The 16,634-nt window shown below is 51.9% G+C and carries 15 protein-coding genes; 9 read left to right on the top strand and 6 right to left on the bottom strand.

From position 1 onward, the window contains the following. Positions 1-18: 18 nt before the first annotated feature. The 6 genes from AC1VOR_RS10365 (at position 19) to AC1VOR_RS10340 (ending at position 7,058) form a co-directional block, all read left to right on the top strand. Entirely contained in the window at positions 19-1,350 is a 1,332-nt protein-coding gene (locus AC1VOR_RS10365) for an ABC transporter substrate-binding protein (RefSeq protein WP_482617530.1), read from the top strand. Positions 1,351-1,459: 109 nt separating this feature from the next. Then, positions 1,460-2,362: a carbohydrate ABC transporter permease gene (locus tag AC1VOR_RS10360; protein ID WP_482617529.1), complete on the top strand. Its 903-nt coding sequence runs from the start codon at positions 1,460-1,462 to the stop codon at positions 2,360-2,362. Beyond that, complete coding sequence (locus AC1VOR_RS10355; RefSeq protein ID WP_482617528.1) at positions 2,359-3,192, top strand: carbohydrate ABC transporter permease; 834 nt, start codon at positions 2,359-2,361, stop codon at positions 3,190-3,192. The genes AC1VOR_RS10360 and AC1VOR_RS10355 overlap by 4 nt, the downstream gene beginning before the upstream one ends. A gap of 48 nt (positions 3,193-3,240) precedes the next feature. Then, a complete protein-coding gene (locus AC1VOR_RS10350; protein WP_482617527.1) occupies positions 3,241-5,214 on the top strand; it encodes a metallophosphoesterase family protein in 1,974 nt (657 codons plus the stop codon). Between the two features lie 60 nt (positions 5,215-5,274). Then, positions 5,275-6,021, top strand: a complete 747-nt coding sequence (locus AC1VOR_RS10345; protein ID WP_482617526.1) for a ThuA domain-containing protein — start codon at positions 5,275-5,277, stop codon at positions 6,019-6,021. Continuing rightward, a complete protein-coding gene (locus AC1VOR_RS10340; RefSeq protein ID WP_482617525.1) occupies positions 6,018-7,058 on the top strand; it encodes a Gfo/Idh/MocA family protein in 1,041 nt (346 codons plus the stop codon). The genes AC1VOR_RS10345 and AC1VOR_RS10340 overlap by 4 nt, the downstream gene beginning before the upstream one ends. Positions 7,059-7,182: 124 nt before the next feature. Here the strand turns inward: AC1VOR_RS10340 and AC1VOR_RS10335 are convergent, their stop codons facing one another. After that, the gene (locus AC1VOR_RS10335; protein WP_482617524.1) at positions 7,183-8,073 is read right to left on the bottom strand and encodes a hypothetical protein; all 891 of its coding nucleotides are present in this window, start codon (positions 8,071-8,073) and stop codon (positions 7,183-7,185) included. A gap of 205 nt (positions 8,074-8,278) precedes the next feature. On the opposite strand from AC1VOR_RS10335, the gene AC1VOR_RS10330 reads away from it, so the two are divergent. Then, complete coding sequence (locus AC1VOR_RS10330) at positions 8,279-9,247, top strand: zinc-binding dehydrogenase (RefSeq protein WP_482617523.1); 969 nt, start codon at positions 8,279-8,281, stop codon at positions 9,245-9,247. Positions 9,248-9,800: 553 nt separating this feature from the next. Here the strand turns inward: AC1VOR_RS10330 and AC1VOR_RS10325 are convergent. From AC1VOR_RS10325 to AC1VOR_RS10310, 4 genes are all read right to left on the bottom strand, one after another. After that, complete coding sequence (locus AC1VOR_RS10325; RefSeq protein WP_482617522.1) at positions 9,801-11,369, bottom strand: carbohydrate-binding protein; 1,569 nt, start codon at positions 11,367-11,369, stop codon at positions 9,801-9,803. 303 nt (positions 11,370-11,672) lie between these two features. After that, positions 11,673-12,644, bottom strand: a complete 972-nt coding sequence (locus AC1VOR_RS10320) for an aldo/keto reductase (RefSeq protein WP_482617708.1) — start codon at positions 12,642-12,644, stop codon at positions 11,673-11,675. A gap of 146 nt (positions 12,645-12,790) precedes the next feature. Next, positions 12,791-13,645 (bottom strand): helix-turn-helix transcriptional regulator, encoded by an 855-nt coding sequence (locus AC1VOR_RS10315; protein WP_482617521.1) that lies wholly within the window; start codon positions 13,643-13,645, stop codon positions 12,791-12,793. Between the two features lie 30 nt (positions 13,646-13,675). Then, positions 13,676-14,056 (bottom strand): winged helix-turn-helix transcriptional regulator, encoded by a 381-nt coding sequence (locus AC1VOR_RS10310; protein ID WP_059052755.1) that lies wholly within the window; start codon positions 14,054-14,056, stop codon positions 13,676-13,678. Positions 14,057-14,262: 206 nt separating this feature from the next. On the opposite strand from AC1VOR_RS10310, the gene AC1VOR_RS10305 reads away from it, so the two are divergent. Together AC1VOR_RS10305 and AC1VOR_RS10300 are read left to right on the top strand one after the other, a co-directional pair. Beyond that, the gene (locus tag AC1VOR_RS10305; RefSeq protein WP_482617520.1) at positions 14,263-15,321 is read left to right on the top strand and encodes an LLM class flavin-dependent oxidoreductase; all 1,059 of its coding nucleotides are present in this window, start codon (positions 14,263-14,265) and stop codon (positions 15,319-15,321) included. Between the two features lie 34 nt (positions 15,322-15,355). Beyond that, a complete protein-coding gene (locus AC1VOR_RS10300; RefSeq protein WP_482617519.1) occupies positions 15,356-15,907 on the top strand; it encodes an NADPH-dependent FMN reductase in 552 nt (183 codons plus the stop codon). A gap of 76 nt (positions 15,908-15,983) precedes the next feature. Here AC1VOR_RS10300 and AC1VOR_RS10295 read toward each other — a convergent pair whose 3' ends face one another. Further along, a complete protein-coding gene (locus AC1VOR_RS10295; RefSeq protein WP_482617518.1) occupies positions 15,984-16,568 on the bottom strand; it encodes a TetR/AcrR family transcriptional regulator in 585 nt (194 codons plus the stop codon). Between the last annotated feature and the right edge of the window lie 66 nt (positions 16,569-16,634).

The raw sequence follows: 16,634 nt of genomic DNA, 5'->3' as shown, positions 1-16,634 counted from the left end.
AAGCGGTGAAATCAGCACATGAAAGCCCCTTTTTTACGTAAATGGATACCTACCCTGCTCATAGGCGTGATTGCCTTGACTGGATGCGCTCAGCAGAATAACAGCGCTGCTCCAGGCAACACAGCCCCCACTAACAATAGCCAAACGGCAACAGGCAGCGGCAACACGGAAAAGATTAAGCTGCGCATGACCACCTGGTCCACGGCCGATAGCTATGAAATGCAGAAATCCGTGCTGGACAGCTACATGAAGGAGCACCCCAATGTAGAAATCTCCTTCGAGTCGGTCCCGCAAAACTATGATGACAAGCTTATCGCCCAGTTTGCCATCGGTGATGCGCCCGACATTATCACTGTAGGGGATACGCAGGTGCCGATCTTCGGGAAGAACGGCGGGCTGGCCGATATGACTCCTTTTATTGAAGGAGATAACGGTCTGGACCTTAATGAATTCTATGAGGACATCGTCAAGTATGGGGAATATCAAGGCAAGCTGTATGCCATGCCTAAGGATTGGACAAATATGGCGATCATCTACAACAAGAAGCTATTCGATGAAGCGAATCTGCCCTATCCGCAACCAGGCTGGACCTGGGAAGAGATGTACGAGACCGCCAAAAAGCTGACCCAACGCGAAGGCGACAAGGTTGTACAATGGGGACTCAAGCTGCCAGGTGCCAATCAGCGCCGTGTTCAACCACTGGTGCTGGCTTATAGCGATGGCGTCGTGAGCCCGGACGGCAGCAAGTACGAGGGTTACATGAACAGCCCGGGCATGGTCAAGGCCATGCAATGGTATAGCGATGCCTATCATAAGGATCAGATCACACCGGGGTCCACGGATACCGATGCCTTCAAGGGAATCGACATGTTCGCCGCGGGCAAGGTTGCCATGGAATTGAACGGCCGCTGGCCGATCGAAGACTATTTGAAGGACCCACAGCTTGAGTTCGGTACGGTTCCCCTGCCTGTAGGACCCAATGGAGCCAACAACTTCGTATTCTATGGCGGTTGGTCGATCTATGAGAAATCTCCGAATAAGGAAGCAGCCTGGGATGTCATCAAATATATGACCAGCCGGGGCGGTTCGGAAGTGTTCGGCGATTTTGGCTTCGTGGCTTACAAGCCGGTGGCCGAAGAGAAGGGCCAGTCCACCGATTCTAACTACAAATCATTTACCGATGATATTCCGAACAACAAGATCATGCCCGATACACTGGACCCGGATTATCCAAAGACCGGCAAGCCGGCCTTCACGGAAGCGCTGGAGAAGATCCTGCTCTCGGAGACAGACGTGAAGCAAGCCTTGGATGAAGCGGCTGCCGCCGCAGATGCGGCCAAGAACAAGTAATTGATGCGGCGCGGGCGAACCGGGGAGTCATCCGCTTCGCCCCTGCCCTTCACTCAAGCGGCACTGCCGAGAGAAGCATAACTGCCCTGCAAGGAGGTCAAAGAACGCAGTGCGCAAACCCAAATCATTATTAAGACGCAAGGAAGCCTGGATTTTTTACATGCTCATATCCCCTTGGCTGATTCATTTGATCGCTCTGGATGCGGGCCCAATGCTCGCCTCCCTTTATTTCAGCTTCACAGAATGGAATATGCTCACTCCCCCGGAGTGGATTGGCCTTAGCAACTACATCTTTGCCTTAAGTAAGGACCCGTTATTCTGGAAGTCCTTATCCATTACGTTTGGCTTTGCCGTGTTATCGGTGCCGCTGAATCTGGTCGTTGGCCTGGCACTGGCACTGCTGCTGAACGTATCCCTGCCCGGAACACGACTATTTCGCACTATCTACTATTTGCCTTCTCAAATAAACGGTGTGGCTGTTATGGTCATGTGGATTTTCGTCTTCAATCCCGAGCTGGGATTGTTGAATTCATTGCTAGGCTTATTCGGCATTCAAGGTCCCGGCTGGATCTTTGATCCCGATTGGGCGCTGCCCTCCCTGATCTTCATGAGTCTGTGGTCCGTTGGCGGTGGAACGATGATCTGGCTGGCCGGATTGAAAGGAATTCCAGATTCCCTGTATGAGTCGGCTATGCTGGACGGGGCAAGCTCTTGGAAAAGATTTGTATATATTACGCTCCCGCTGCTCACACCGACCATCTTCTTCAACCTGATCACCGGTGTCATTGGGGCATTACAGAAGTTTGGAGAAGCTTACGTGATGACCAAAGGCGGACCGCTCAACTCCACCCGCTTCTTCAACTTCCATCTCTACGACTATGCCTTTAGCAAGTTTGAGATGGGCTACGCCTCGGCTTTGGCCTGGCTGCTATTCCTAATTATCCTGGTCCTGACTTTGATTGTGTTCTCCACATCCGGTCGCTGGGTGTATTACGGAGGTGAGAAGAAATGATGCTGAAAAAACAACCTTTACTCAGTATCCTGCTATATCTGCTGCTCGGCATCGGCTCGGTCGCCATGCTTTTCCCATTCATTTGGATGGTATCCACGTCCTTCAAGAGCGATATTCAGCTCTATGCCTGGCCACCCGTGTGGTTGCCACTTCCGCTGCAAGTAGAGAACTATGTCAAAGCCTTCACCAAGCTCCCTTTCGGTCTGTGGTTCGGCAATACCGCGCTGGTGACCCTACTGAGCGTATGCGGAACCCTGCTGTCCTGCACGGTTGCGGCTTACGGCTTTGCCCGTTATCGCGCTCCCGGACGGACTGTGTTATTCATGATCATGATCTCCACGATGATGATCCCCTGGACCGTCGTCATGATTCCGAAGTTCTTTCTGTTTACACAGATCGGCTGGGTCAATTCCTTCTTACCTCTGACCGTGCCGACCTTCCTCGGCAATGCCTTTTATGTCTTCTTGCTGCGGCAATTCTTCCTGACCGTCCCTCCTGACACGGAGGAAGCGGCCAAGATTGATGGGGCCGGGGTGTTCAGTATCCTGTGGCACGTCGTATTGCCTGTAACGGTGCCTGTCCTGATCACTGTAGCGATTTTTCAATTCGATGCGGCTTGGAATGACTTTTTGCAACCTCTAATCTATCTGAACAAGCAAGAACTGTTTACCATCGCGCTAGGCATGAACTTTTTTAACGGACAATTCGAAGTGCAATGGAACTATTTGATGGCCGTTGCCTGCGTGGCCATGCTGCCCACGGTCATCCTCTTCTTCATCGGACAGAAATATTTCGTGCAGGGCATTGCCCTGACGGGTATGAAGGGCTGAACTATTTTAAACTTTGCCACTTTGTCACGTTTACAGGAGGTTTACTCGTTGAGAATCGTAATCTTAGGCGACTTCCATATTGATGCCAAGCAGCTAGAACTGACCGATAACGCTATGGAGGATATAGCCCGGGTTGAACCCGACTTGGTGATCCCGCTGGGCGACTTCGGCCGGAATGGACGAATTGGACAACCCGATGGCCTTATGGAAGCCCATAGCTATCTAAAGAAGACTGGAACGCCTCTACGCCCGATCATGGGCAACCACGATTTGGAACGGGAATCCGGTGGCCAGCAGACCCATGGAACGATGCAGCAAGCGTTTCTGGATATTTTCGCTTTAACCGAGCCTTATGGCGTGCTTGAATTCCCGGAGTGGCGGCTATTCTTCGCCTCGACCGAGCCGCAGCCTGCGAACGACTGCTACGACGTACAGGAATGCTACGCCACGAACCGTCAGTTTGACGAGCTTGTCGCCAAGCTGGAAGAACGTCCCGGCGTGCCGGTACTGTTCTTCACTCATGCCCCGCCGATCGGCAGCGGTCTGCGGACGGTCCCCCGTGTTCACGTCCGCTCCACCAACGCATATCTGGATCAGAATCATGATCCCTATCGCTGGCTGGAGCTTGTCCACCGCTTTCCCGAAATTATTCTATGGTTCTCTGCCCACTATCACCTTAGCCAAGGGTATCCCAATTCTCATCAAATCGTGCAGGGAACCCACTTCTTCCTGACTGGTGTTCATAGCTCTTGCACCCGAGATGGCAAACGTCAATCGCGCGTAATTGAGCTCGATGAGACCGGACTAAAGGTCCGTACGCTGGATCATATCGGTCGCCAAATCACCGACGAAGGAGCCTTCACTTGGGAAGGGCATCCTCGCGGGCTGATGGGCCTGGCCAATCACAGGGTTGTTGTTCCCTCTGCCAAGCCCACTTCGGAAGCTGTCCGGGGCGGATTCGCCCTCCTCGCCGACAGCTACGTTGGCGAGAGGGCAGCCCTCCCGTTGGGCTTGGCTCCAGGAAGGCCAGGACGTTATTTAATAGCTACGGAAGACGGCTTCTCATGGGAGGCCGAACCCACCAATAGAGCTGTGCTCGGTACGCTGCACATCGGCCCCGCATTGTCCGGCCTTGCTGTCACAGATACTCAAGTCTGGATGTCGTGGGACAACCGGATTGGTTATTCTGCACTGATCGACCCCTGGCGGTTTGTCCGATTTGAGGATGGGGCCTGGCCTCAAGCGACCTATACCTTCAAGCAGCCCGTTGAAGCAATTTGTCAGGTCAATTCCCTTAGCGCCAAGCCTGATTCTAACTGTGGTTATGACGACGTAGATAACAGATATGCTGACGATAGAGACATGGACCACGACAGCATTAAGCATGGGGACCGTCTTCTCGTCGCGGCAGATGGCTGGCTATGGGAAGCAAGCGTAATAGATTCCCCGGCTTGGGAGGTTTCTCCCCCAGATACATTATCCAGGATGCAACTTCAGGCGGTGACCCGCTTGCCCGATGAAGCCTGCGAGCAGCTATTTGCCATGGGCGATCAGGTATGGGCGTTGGGGAGCTCAGGTACGCTATACCTCCGCACTGAGTCCAAGGGCAAATTCACCCCTGTTAAGCAAGACGTTATTGCCTTTGATGCCTGGCAAGACGGTACAGCCACTCTACTTCTGGTGGAGGATCAATACATGATCGAGCTTGAAGCACAGAAGCAGGAACCAGACTTGCCAAGTCATCGGATGAGGCTTGCTGATGTACCTGTGTCCGCTCACCTTGGCCCTGTGAAGCTAGCCTATCTCGGTCAAGGGGCCTTTGCCCTCGCCATTCAAGGCAAAGCATTCGTCGGAAGTCGTGGGTTAATCTCCCCCCTCCCGCTACCGCTTGATTATAGCATCCGGGTTACCTCAGTCTCCCGAACACCCGAAGCTGCTGCTCGGCATATCGCCATAGCCGGCATCCGAAGCGGTGAGGATGCCGGGCTGTTGCAAGTATGGAAGCTCCCGGACTTGATGTAAGAACCATTGCTGCTATTTAACAACTAGCTTGAGTTAGTATTTTAATTTAGGGGGATGAACATGGATCGCCAACTACGCGTGACCATATGGAATGAAAATCGCCATGAGCAGCATAACCCGGCCGTGGCCTCCATCTACCCGCAAGGCATACATGGAGCCATAGCTGCCGGACTGACTAATCAAGTTCGAGATGGAAGATTCATTCGATACGCTACGTTAGATGAACCGGAACATGGGTTAAGTGTGGACGTGCTAGAGCAAACTGACGTGCTCATCTGGTGGGGCCATGCCGCTCATGCAGAAGTTCAGGATAACATCGTGGATCGCGTGCAGCAACGGGTGCTACAGGGTATGGGACTGATCGTTTTACACTCTGGCCATCATTCCAAAATCTTTCGTGAGCTGATGGGAACGACCTGTAACCTCAAATGGCGCAATGCGGGGGAGAAAGAGCGGTTATGGGTGGTGAACCCCGGCCACCCTATCACCGAGGGAATTGGTGAATTTGTCGAGCTGCCGCAGGAGGAAATGTACGGTGAGCATTTTGATATCCCTGAACCCGATGAACTTGTCTTCTTAAGCTGGTTCGAAGGTGGAGAAGTTTGCCGGAGCGGGTGCTGTTATTATCGCGGTGCGGGCAAGATTTTCTACTTCCGACCGGGTCATGAAACGTACCCTACCTATCATTATCCCGAAATAGGACGAATTATTTCCAATGCCGTAAGCTGGGCGGCCCCGATTCAACGGGAGCTGCCACGATATCAGCATACACCGCCGTTAGAGACTCTCGGGTCGAAGCAGCCATGACCAAGCTTAAAGTAGGGGCCATTGGCACGGGGAATATTTTCAGAGGAGCTCATCTGCGGGCCTGGTCATCCCACCCTGCGACAGAGCTATCGGGGGTGTACGATATATCACGAAATGCGGCGGATACCGTTGCCCGTGAAGTACCAGGGGTTCGAATCTATGAGGATTATCGGGATTTACTTGCCGACCCATGCATCGATATTATTGATATCAGTACCCCTAACCTGTATCATTCCTCACTAGCCATCGCCGCATTGGAGCATGGAAAACATGTCTTCTGCGAGAAGCCGGATGCAGTCAGTGTATCAGAAGCTGAGAAGATGGCGAAGGCCGCGCAAGCCTCTGGCAAGCTGATGATGACCATGCGGAACAACCGCTTTACGGAGCAAGCAAAATTCGTCAGGAATTGTGTGGAAGGCGGCAAGCTCGGTGAACTCTATATGGGGCGTTGTGCTTGGATTCGCCGTCAGGGCATCCCCGGCCAAGGCGGCTGGTTCACGACCCAAGCCCTGTCGGGGGGCGGACCACTGATTGATTTGGGTGTGCATATGATTGATTTGGCCGTATGGCTGGCCGGTAATCCCCGCCCCATATCCGTCTCGGGCGCTACTTATCGCCAATTTGCAGACCGCCCTCTTTCGGGGATGGAGCCATCGCAGGGAGTCTTCGATGTAGAAGATTTGGCCGCTGGATTTATTCGGTTTGATAACGGAGCTTGCTTGCAGCTTGAGTTTAGCTGGGCTAGTCATATTGCTGAGGATCAGAAGCTGGTGGAATGGCGTGGTACGGAGGGTGGGCTTAGTCTTATCAATAATCAATTACGACTGTATACAGATCTACTTGGGCGACCGATCGATATGGAGCCAAAGCTACCTCCTGCTTCCCTTCCTCCCCATACTGCCAATATCCATCATTTTATAGGCTGTGTACTAGGGGATGAACAGCCGCTTTATACTACCGAGCAGGGAGTTGACCTGCTCCAAATCCTCACAGCCATCTATGAATCGGCCGAACGAGGCCAGGAGATTAGGCTCTAGCCCAGCAAGTAGGAGCAGTAGCAGATGTGAACAACCTAAAAAAGGACCACGCAGGCTGAATGAAGCGCTTGCGTGGTCCTTTTACCACATAATTTAGCGAGTTGATGACTAACGTAAATTCACTTTAAAGCCCCTCTGCCAGCCCGCAATCCACAAAACAGCCTAACCCCTCAAACACTTGATGCGCCGCTTTATCCACGGGCAGGAACACCTGGATTTGCGGATACATCAGCCCCCCAGTAGAGATAGAGAACTGCTTGAACTGAATCGGAGTCCAATCTCCCGCAACTTTACTTTTAGCCAAAATCGTCTGAGTCAGCTCTAACGAATCATCTTCGCAAGCCGCCGCTTGCTCCAGATGACCACCAGCCACATCGTATTGTCCGAAGCGCTTCACCACGTCTTGATACCAGCCATCGTGCCGGGACAGCATATGGTTCTGCTTGAACGCTCGAATCCCTCGTACGGCGTGGGCCTCCCACTGCTCCAGAGAAGCCTGATCAAATGTAGAGCGGGTGCGTACTGGCAGGTCCGGACTAAAGTGCAAATCCACTCGATTCATCCAACGTCCATCAGCAGCAAGCTGCGGGAATTGAAACAATTGGCGACAATACTCGTTGTATCCCCGGATATCCTCGGTATGAGTAACGATCATGGCGGGATAAGGCAATGCCATCATCGTATGTTGCGCTTGTTCCAACGCTTGCTCCAGCTTAGCTGGAGACAACGCGGTCTGAACTGGCAAATAACCGGCGGCCAACAGCAGATCATTGCGTTCACTGGAACTACACTCCAGATAATCCGCGATATTCAGCATCATTTGACGATCCGGGATGCGGCGAGAACGGCCCACCAGCAGATTCTTGTAAGTAAGACAGACCTCATCGTTCAATTCCTGCTGAGTGAATCGTTTCCAGGGCGTATAACGGTGGTGGACCATCTCCCGCTGACGATGCATGCGCAGTCGTTCAATTTCGGCAAGAGCCTGCTCTAAGCTAGTCTCCTCTGCTGGCATATAAGACTCTCCTTTCCAGATAAATTAGCGTTAGCACACGATCTATTGTATTAAAGCCTCATTGGCACTTGTCAGACAACGGTTCACAATAGTCCCGTCGGGTGACACTAATGAGGTGTAGTTCTACACTTGGTTGAGAAAACCGCTTTAAGTATACTCTTGAATGAAAACCACGGTCAAACCTACCCAAAGGAGAGATTAACAAATGTTAGAAGATCACATACGAGCTATAGTCAGCAATCCCGATTCTTCATCCTATCTAACCATTCAGGAGGTTGAACCTCCTTTAGCCCAGCCATGGGAGGCTCTTGTGGAGGTACATGCGGTCTCCCTCAACCGCGGAGAGGTAAAAGATGCCATCGACCAGGGCGCTTCCTCCCGTCTGGGCTGGGATTTTGCCGGAATTGTCACCCAGCCGGCCAAGACCGGCGATGGCCCTCCGGCCGGAGCCCGGGTAGTCGGACTGCTGCCTTTGGGTGCCTGGAGCGAGCAGATTGCCGCCCCCGTCTCGATGCTCGCCGAAATTCCGGACGAAGTCGGATTCGCTGAAGCAGCTACCCTGCCCGTATCCGGCTTGACGGCGCTTAACGCTCTCCGTAAGGGAGGACTGCTGCTCGGCAAACGCGTGCTCATCACCGGTTCGACGGGGGGTGTCGGTCTCTTCGCACATCAACTCTCCGCCTTGTCTGGTGCCTTCAATGTCGGAATAGCCAGCACCGAGACGAAGGCCGAGCTCGTACGAAAAGCGGGGGCAGATGAAGTGATCGTAGGGGACTCAGCCGCCGCCGGGGCAGAGGCAAGCAACTTTGGTCCCTACGATTTGATCATCGACTCCGTGGGTGGCGAGACGCTAACGGCGCTGTTGCCCCATCTTGCCCCGCAGGGCATTTGCGTAGCTGTAGGGTTCTCCTCATCGCCCACGGCGACACTGGACATGATGAACCTTGTCACGCGCGGTGGACGCACACTCTATGGTTTCTTTCTCGGCGAAGAACTAACCCGTACCCCTGCTGCACCGGATTTGTCCATGCTCGCCCGCCTGGTAGCAGACAAACGCTTGACTCCAACCATCGCGGTAGAAGCCCCTTGGACGGAAGTGAATACCGTCGCCCAACGGCTGATGGATCGCACCTTCTCGGGCAAAGCCGTGCTTCATATCCGCGATAGAGGCTGATTAGGTGCTGGCTGGCTAGGCTCCAAATTGGGGTGTACAGACTCTTCTACGCTACCGTTGATAGCAACACGTACTTATAAAGCTTATAGGGAATTTCTCATGCTAATTCTCCTTAAATTGGCCGATTTCTGGTGATTATATGGAAAAGCTCCAGCTAATTGTGCCCAAAACTCTCCTTTTCGCCAAATTGGGCAGTTATATAGGGAGGTTTTCCAGCTAATTAGCCGTATCAGCACATTTCTAGTGTATTAGCATGAGGATTTCCATATAGAGTCAGCTAGATAGACTCAGCTAGATAAACTTTGCCAGGTAAACTCTATCGATTGGCAACTCTAATAGTTAAACCGAGTTCCATCCTCTATTCATCATTCCGACTCTCATAAGTCATACAGTTATACAGTCACCGAGCACGAGCATGTCCCCCCTAGCAGCCCACTCAAAAAAAAAACCGCACAGGCCCTTAGCCCATGCGGTGTTCTCCATACTCAATAGAGGCGTGACTATCAATGAATGCGCTAATACTAATAAATCGAATGCCTGATTACTACAACTATTACTGCAACTGCCACAAGGCCGGTACGTTAGCCGGCTCCCAGCCCGGCAGAGAGGTATGCGCCTGGATACAGCGATAGATGCCGCCATTGTAGCTTACTTCTTGATTGACACTATAAGCTACATAGGGTTCCCATGCCTGAGCCTCTCCCGGCTCCCCGGGTCCGCCACCTGTCGAGGTTGTCGTCCCTTGCACAGACACAGCGGTAGAGACATTACCTGCCGCATCTCTCGCCGTCACAGTGAACGTGTACGTTGTCTCGGACGACAATCCGCTGATAGTCGCTGTTGTGCCGCCTACATTCACGCTGCCTGCATCATAGACAATTCTATAACCGGCAACGCCTACATTATCAGTCGCAGCATTCCATGCCAGGGTAAGACTATCTGAGGTAGCCGCCGTTACACGAAGCTGAGTTGGTGCAGTTGGTGGTGTCGTGTCAACTGGATCGGGGTCAGGATTGGGTCCGGTACCGAAGCCGTCCAGAAAAGCACGATGTGCACGGGAAAACTCATAGTTAGCCGCCTTATCCCAGTTGATTGACCAGGTCATGATTCCTTTAAAGCCCGGATAGCCTTGCGGGTTACGCAAAGTATAGCTTCCGCCAAAAGACTGTCCCTTCATGAGATAATTCAGTGCCTTATGCACATTGTCCGCCGTCGTATAGCCACCGCCTGCCGCCGATGGCGTAGACGGAAGGCCGATGAGCAATTGCTCCGGACGAAGCGCCGGGAACGGGTAGTTGGCATTGCCGCCTACGTTGAAGCCCTGAAGCAGCATTTCCGCCATTGCCACCTGGAAGTCTGCTGTTCCTTGTGAGTAGGATCTGCCATCAAGCCCTGTCATCGGACCGGAATTGTAATGCTGCACATGCAGGTAATCCAGGTCGTTGCGCAACGCATAAATGACTGGCAGATAGGCGCCCCAAGGACCGCCGTAGGCCACATAGCCACCTTGCACATACGCCGTCTCGGGTGCCATGGTCAGCATAAAGTCTGAGCCGTAGCTGTCCAGAATTGCTCGTACCCCCGAGATTAGATTAACGATTTTCGGGGTTGTTGGGCTTTTGAAGTCCACATCTCCACCATTCAGAGAAAGCGAGCTCCCCTCCAGATCGATATCCAGCCCGTCAAAGCCATAAGTATCAATAATGCTCTTCATCGTGCTGACAAAATTCTGCCGAGCCTGTGCATTAGCCAAATCGACAGTACCGTTAGCTCCCCCAATCGAGATCAGCACCTTTTTCCCCTGTCCTTGCAAATGCTGCACATCTGCCTGGAACTCACTTACGGATGCATTATAAGGTTGAAAGGCCATATTTCCCGTTGTTGGTCCTCCGACCGGCTCAGCAAAAGCCACCTGGATTACATCGTAGTCCGGTGACACATCACGTAGCCGAATCGTGCTGGACCCGTTATCGAAGTTATGCCAATAACCGATTAGCTTGTGATCTCCAGCCGCTCCGGCTGGCTTGCTGTCTACCCATGAAGAGAACGAGAATAATGGAACAATAAGAGCCAACGCTAGCAACCACTTGCTAGATTTGCGCAAAAGATTTGTTTGAATCACTGTTTATTCCTCCCAGCAGTTTAAGATAGTATCTCGTAATAGAAAGCAATGAAATGATATCGGTCTGACGGCGAACCTCCTTTTTCAAAGATAATTCATCCCGCATTTGATATATTTTACATAATTCGCCAATACTCCTGCTATATTTTTCATAATTATCATAGAAATGATCGAAAAAGAAGAATTTATCCCTCTTATTGTCGATAAGTTACCTAGTCTCGCTAGATTTGCTTTGCCAACTACACGAAAAAATAGCCCCTTACCGCAGCAAAGCGGCAGAGGCTATTCTCTAATCTGTAATCTCTATTCTAGCATCTCTAAAAAGTCTGGATAACGAGCACCTGCAGCAACACCCTTCGGCGAGATGCGCTCAATCTCCAGCAATTCCTCCTCAGAAAGAGTGACGCTCAGTGCGCCGATGTTCTCAGCCACCCGTTCCAGTCGTTTAGTGCCGGGAATAGGAACAACTTGTTCCCCTTGGGCCAGCAACCAGGCGAGCGCTAATTGGGATGCCGTGCAGCCCTTACGGGAGGCTAGGCTTTCGATGAGCGACACCACCTCCAGGTTTTTAGCAAAATTCTCACCCTGGAAGCGGGGATAATATCGCCGGTAATCATCCGCAGGCAAATCCTCGAAGGTCTTGATTTGTCCGGTAAGGAAGCCACGGCCCAGCGGGCTGTAAGGTACGAAGCCGATGCCCAGCTCCTTTAGCACAGGCAGCACCTCATCTTCGACCTCACGGCTCCACAAGGAGTACTCCGTTTCTACCGCGGTCAGCGGGTGGACAGCATGGGCGCGACGAATTTGCTCAGGCGTCGCCTCCGACAAGCCGATATAACGAATTTTCCCGCCCTGAACCAGATCGGCCAGCGCTCCTACGGTATCCTCAATCGGTATATTCACATCAATACGATGCTGATAATAAAGATCAATGTGATCCACGCCAAGATGCAGCAAGCTGGCATCCACCGACTTCTTGACATAGGCCGGGTGCCCAAGAGGAGTCAATTCCGGCGGTACAATGCCAAATTTAGTGGCGATAACAGCTTGATCCCGAAGTCCCTTCAAGGCGCGGCCGACCAACCGTTCATTACCGCCAAATTTACCTTGGGTGACTTCCTCGCCATAAATGTCCGCTGTATCAAACATCGTTACACCAAGCTCCAGCGCACCCTGTATGGTGCGGACCGATTCCTCGTTGTCCGGCATCATCATCGTGCCAAGTCCCAGGGCCGACACCTCAAGCCCTTGATTACCTAATTTACGTGTGGCTATCTTATTTCCCATGTTCGTTCCCCGCTTTCCGCAGCTTATAGAGATGGTCTTGCATAATCCCATTCTAGACCGCAGTTTAGGAGCCAGCCACATGACGTTTATGCTAGTAATCACAGTAACAGGCACAGATGGAAGTCTTTATTCCTCTACTCGACCACGGGAAAAAAGATGCACATGTGCAGATCCGGATGATCTGTCGTAAACGTTAATGAATTGATGTCATAAGCCCGGGCTTGCGGCCAGCCAGGGGCTTGGTAAATCACCCGCGTGACCTTCTTGGCCTCCACGCGATGCTGTTTCCACAAATTCGCGAACTCCTCGCTTCGTCCGGATAATTCATTTACGAATTTGGCAAACCACGGGTCATGCGCGTATTTATCATAAGCCGTGCGGAAGATACCTACGGCATGCGCTGCCATAGCCTCCCAATTAACCAAGCGGCTCCGCATCTCGGGTTCCGTGAACTGCAAGGCCAACATATTCAGGGGATGCTCCACATTATTAATAAGGTCTGAAGCATTGCCCAAGAGGTCTTCCAGCGCTTGATTCCAGACCAATAGCTCCGTGCGGTCGTTGCTGATGAAGGCGGGATATGCTATCCCGTTCACGATCTCCTTCCATTTCGGCTGCACCTCCCTGGTAATGGTCAGCACAACCTCAGGCTCGTTGCCATTCCATAGCTCAAGCAGATGCTTGTATTCATCCTCGGTCAACTGCAGCGCCCGCCCAATGTTCTCGATCACTTCGCGAGAGACGGATACCTCCCGCCCCTGCTCCAGCCAGGCATAGTAGGTGGCGCTAACGCCTGCCAGAATGGCCACTTCCTCCCGCCGCAGACCTGGTGTCCGCCGGATTCCACGCGTCTTGGTCAAGCCCGCCTGCTCAGGCTTCAGGCGCGAGCGGCGCGATTTCAAATAATCCCCCAGCCGCTTGGCCCTACTCTTATCCAGTTCTCTATGTGGCGGTGCTTCGTCAATATCACTATCTTCCTTGTTCAACATTTCCTTCCCCTCTCCAGCCGGGGCACATGGTTATTCAGCCGCATGAATTTGCGGTGCTTGCCCCTCGGCTCCTTGCTCTTGCTCCTTCTGTGACTTGCGCTGCACATGTCTGGTGCCCCAATTGTGCATCGCGTCCAGAATCGGCTCCAGACTGCGACCATATTCTGTCATCGAATATTCCACTCTTGGCGGCACCTCAGGGTAAACAATCCGTTCAATGATTTCCTCGGCCTCCAATTCGCGCAGGTTTTGCGTCAGCATTTTCTGCGAAATCTCCGGTAAATGACGCTTTAATTCGCTGAACCGTTTGGTTCCCTCCTGAAGCAGGTACAGCAAAATGATGGGCTTCCATTTCCCGACCAAGATCTCCAAGGCATTATCTACGCGGCAAAATCCGGGATGCTTCTGCATGAGCTGGTAACACTCCCTTCCATTCATTTTTATGGCTTTATGGCTCATCGCCATCATGCTGCCTATGTTCGCTGTCTAAGTTACCTATAAGTAACTATACCACTTTTAAGTGCGTACTTACTAAAAGTAGGTGGCAGGGCTATAATAAAGACATGAAATATCATGATTCAACATCCAATTCAAATCCATCAGAGGTGAAGCAACCTATGAATAAATATCGTCTTGATTCAAGCAAAGGACTGGAATTTGGCATCTACACCCTTGGGGACCATCTACCCGACCCGAGCACGGGCGAACGTATCTCCGCCCAGGAACGAATTAAGCAAATTATTGAGTACGCCAAGCTGGCCGAGCAGGCTGGACTGGACTTCTTCAGCATCGGTGAGAGTCATCAGGACTATTTTGCCACGCAGGCTCATACCGTCGTGCTTGCCGCCATCGCTCAGGCTACCCGTACCATCAAGCTTGGTAGCTCAGCAACCATTATCAGCACATCCGATCCTGTACGCGTGTATGAAGATTTCGCTACCATTGATCTGATCTCGGGCGGTCGGGCTGAGCTTGTTGCAGGACGAGCCTCCAGAGTAGGACTGTTCGACCTGCTGGGCTATAACGTGCGTGACTATGAGGAATTGTTCGAAGAGAAATTCGACTTGCTCCTGCAAATTAACGAACATCCTGTCTTGAACTGGGAAGGCGAATATCGTGCTCCGCTCCGCAACGCTAAAGTATTGCCTCGTCCACAGGATGGCTCTCTGCCCATTTGGCGGGCTGTAGGTGGTGGACCTGCCAGTGCCATCAAAGCAGGATATGCTGGAGTGCCTATGTACATGGCCCATCTGGGTGGACCCGCTTCGGCGTTCAAGCAAACCGTGGATGCCTATCGGCAAGCAGCCCGCCAAGCTGGTCATAATCCCGATGAATTGCCGATTGCTACCGCCGGATTCTTCTATGCCGCAGATACCTCGCAGCAGGCGCTGGAGGAGCTGTACCCACATATCAACGAAGGGATGAAGAAGACGAACGGACAAGGCTTTTACAAGCAGCTATTCATGCAGGGCGGTGACCCTCATCACATTATGAACGTCGGCAGTCCGCAGCAGATTATTGAGAAAATATTGTATCAGCATGAGTTGTTTGGCCATCAGCGCTACATTGCGCAAATTGATTTTGGCGGTATGCCTTTTGACAAGTTGCAACGTAACCTTGAATTGATTGGCACAGAGATTCTACCGGCCATTCGCAAGTATACAGCCAAAGCCTGAAATTTGAAGCCTTAATCCCAAGGAGGAATACCCTATGCTAGCCGTTGGATTATCAGGAACCATCGTCGGTTCCAAGACCAAAACCGCCGTGGAGCACACACTAAATGTCCTGCGGGAGAAATATCCCGACATCGAGACGACCTTGCTTGATTTAGGCGAATACGACGTGCAATTTAGTGACGGACGTAACTATCTCGATTATGAAGGCGATACGGGAACCGTGGCCAAGACCATCATGGAGGCAGATATTCTAGTGATCGGTACCCCGATCTTTCAAGCCTCCATTCCCGGAACGCTCAAGAACCTCTTCGATCTGCTGCCGCAAAATGCGCTGCAAGGCAAAGTAGTCGGTATCATAGCCACTGCTGGTTCGCCTCGCCATTACCTGGTCCCTGAACAGCAGCTCAAGCCGATTCTAACCTACTTGAAGGCCCGTATCGTTCAGTCTTACGTCTTTGCTGAAGAGAAGGATTTCTTCCGCAAGCAAATCGTCAACGATGACGTGAAGTTCCGCATCGAGCGCCTGACCGAGGATATCGCCTTGCTGGCGAAGACCTACCGTCACCTTGAAGAGACACAAATGTAACAAGTAAAAGTTCAAGCTGATCTCTCTGCTCGAAACAGCCGATCCCAAGACACTCAAGGAATCGGCTGTTTTTTATCTATCTGTCCTCGGTCGCTCCCAGCTTCACGACTTCCGGCAATCGGAAATGGCGTAGTAGCAACTGTTTCAGTTGCTCTACCATGGCCAGCGGAGGATACGGGATTCCTTCTCTTACCCACCACTCCATCAAGCCAACCACGGCTGAAGTAACAAACTGCACCTCTACTTCCAGGGCTACCTCGGGACCAAGTCTACATCTCTCCAGATGTTCCTGCACACCCTCCTTTATCATCTTCATCATGCGCTCCCTGAACACGGGAATACCATTTCCCGTAATCAACGTGTTATAAATAGCAACGTTCGCTTCCAGAAATTCAAAGGAACGAAGCAGCATATCTTGCATCAGTAGCTCAGTGACCTCACCATCCGCCATGCAACTGTCTTGTAGCTGCTGGAGATAGGTGTCGATGCACTGCTGATGCAAATCATACTTATCGGTAAAATGTAAATAAATCGTCCCCCGGTTCACATTTGCCCGCTCGGCGATATCATTAATCGTTACCTTCTCCAAGCTCTTTTCCGTCAGCAAACCGATGAAAGCCTCCATGATGGCTTGCCGGGATTTTAATATTCTCCGGTCCATATGTCCTCCTCTGACTCTTTATTGAACAAAATAGATCTGATCTGTTGATTTTTCAACAAAACGCAT

The sequence above is a fragment of the Paenibacillus sp. 1SOY10 genome, assembly GCF_056836745.1.
The sequence above is the reverse complement of the archived record's forward strand: the minus strand, read 5'-3'. Positions and strand labels throughout refer to the sequence as shown.

What these genes read in the sequence shown, in the direction of transcription:
- AC1VOR_RS10365 (WP_482617530.1), top strand. Translation starts at nt 19, where the DNA reads ATGAAAGCCCCTTTTTTACGTAAATGGATACCTACCCTGCTCATAGGC.
- AC1VOR_RS10355 (WP_482617528.1), top strand. Translation starts at nt 2,359, where the DNA reads ATGATGCTGAAAAAACAACCTTTACTCAGTATCCTGCTATATCTGCTG.
- AC1VOR_RS10345 (WP_482617526.1), top strand. Translation starts at nt 5,275, where the DNA reads ATGGATCGCCAACTACGCGTGACCATATGGAATGAAAATCGCCATGAG.
- AC1VOR_RS10340 (WP_482617525.1), top strand. Translation starts at nt 6,018, where the DNA reads ATGACCAAGCTTAAAGTAGGGGCCATTGGCACGGGGAATATTTTCAGA.
- AC1VOR_RS10335 (WP_482617524.1), bottom strand. Translation starts at nt 8,073, where the DNA reads ATGCCAGCAGAGGAGACTAGCTTAGAGCAGGCTCTTGCCGAAATTGAA.
- AC1VOR_RS10330 (WP_482617523.1), top strand. Translation starts at nt 8,279, where the DNA reads ATGTTAGAAGATCACATACGAGCTATAGTCAGCAATCCCGATTCTTCA.
- AC1VOR_RS10315 (WP_482617521.1), bottom strand. Translation starts at nt 13,645, where the DNA reads ATGTTGAACAAGGAAGATAGTGATATTGACGAAGCACCGCCACATAGA.
- AC1VOR_RS10310 (WP_059052755.1), bottom strand. Translation starts at nt 14,056, where the DNA reads ATGCAGAAGCATCCCGGATTTTGCCGCGTAGATAATGCCTTGGAGATC.
- AC1VOR_RS10305 (WP_482617520.1), top strand. Translation starts at nt 14,263, where the DNA reads ATGAATAAATATCGTCTTGATTCAAGCAAAGGACTGGAATTTGGCATC.
- AC1VOR_RS10300 (WP_482617519.1), top strand. Translation starts at nt 15,356, where the DNA reads ATGCTAGCCGTTGGATTATCAGGAACCATCGTCGGTTCCAAGACCAAA.
- AC1VOR_RS10295 (WP_482617518.1), bottom strand. Translation starts at nt 16,568, where the DNA reads ATGGACCGGAGAATATTAAAATCCCGGCAAGCCATCATGGAGGCTTTC.